Raw genomic sequence first — 1,371 nt, 5'->3', positions numbered from 1 at the left:
ACACGATCCGGTGACGCAGGAAGACCTGGAGCGCTATGCCGAGGCCGAATGGCAACTTACCCAGATGCAGGCCCCGCTCCTGCTGCGTAGCGACCACCCCCACGAACGTCTCTACATCGCCGCGCTCGACGGCACCGGCAACAGCATCTACAAGGATGCGCCGGAAAACTGGAGCGCCGTCGGCAAGATCTACAAGCAAATTCAACAATCCAATCCCGAAGCCATCAAGGCAGGCTACGTCGAAGGCATCGGCACCCAGGACGGCTGGCTGGCCAACCGCTGGGACGGCCTGACCGGGCACACCTTCGACCAGCGCGTCGAAACCGCTTATTTCCAATTCTGTAAACAAGCCAAGGCCTGGATCGAGGAAGACCCCGACGCCCAGATCCGCATCGCTGGCCTCGGCTTCAGCCGGGGCGCGGAACTCGCCGCTGCCCTCAGCCGCGTCATCCACGAGCGCGGCATCATGGACCCCACCGATACCGACATCCAGTACGATGCCAATGGCCTCGTCACCCGCGCCGAATACACCCGGCAACTGGCGCCGCCCGGCCAGACCTTGCAGGCGCTGGTGCTGCTCGACCCCGTCGCCACGAACATCACCGAGCACGACCGCCGCATCCCGCCTTCGGTGGTCGGCGCGATCGCCCTGATGTCCGAAGACCGCCGCGACGCGTTCAAGGGCAACCGCCTGATTCCCGAGGGCATGACCGAAGGCGGCCGCTTCCTCAGCCTCACCCTGCCCGGCGCCCACAGCGACCTGGGCAACAGCTATGCCCGCGATGGCCTGGGCGTGCTGAGCGCCAATCTGGCCGTGGACTATCTCAACAGCCTGGGCGAACGCGACTTCCTGACCAAGCAAGCGGTGCCGCAAGACCCCGCGCGTTACGTCATTCACCGCTCGGAAGAACACATGCCGCTCTACAGCACGCGGGGTTTTCGCGATGGCGCGCGCGACTTCATCGCGCAGCCCGGGCCGAGCGGGGCGTGCCGGGTGGAAGCGCAGCCGGATTGCACGCGCAAATCGCCGGTCGATCCCGCGTTGGACGCCCAGGTGGAACGACGGCCGGTGCGCATCCAGCCCGTGGCCGGGCCGCCGCGTCTACGCCCGGCCGAGCCGGAGGACCCGATCGAGGCGATGTTCATGCGGATGACCGACGCGGCGTTGCGGCGCGATGTCGACGGGATGCTTCGGGTGGGCCGCGAATATGCGCAAAGCCCGGAGGGGCAAGCCTGGCTGCAACAAGGCCGGGCATACAACCTGGAGCAGCAGGCCGCGCGCGAGCGGGAGATAGCCGAGGCGTTGAACCGGCAGCAACAGCAAGCCGAAACCCCGCGCGGGCCGGTCATGAGAATGTGATTCACAGCAAA

1 protein-coding gene is annotated in these 1,371 nt (G+C 66.6%); it reads left to right on the top strand.

The features are described from left to right. On the top strand, nt 1-1,360 hold a 1,360-nt coding region (locus EBB59_RS13235), incomplete at its 5' end, for a phospholipase effector Tle1 domain-containing protein (RefSeq protein WP_147455627.1). Between the last annotated feature and the right edge of the window lie 11 nt (nt 1,361-1,371).

Origin of the sequence: Solilutibacter pythonis (genome assembly GCF_003697345.1) — a bacterium.
Classification (GTDB): Bacteria; Pseudomonadota; Gammaproteobacteria; order Xanthomonadales; family Xanthomonadaceae; genus Solilutibacter; species Solilutibacter pythonis.
This window is presented reverse-complemented; position numbering and strand designations above follow the sequence as displayed.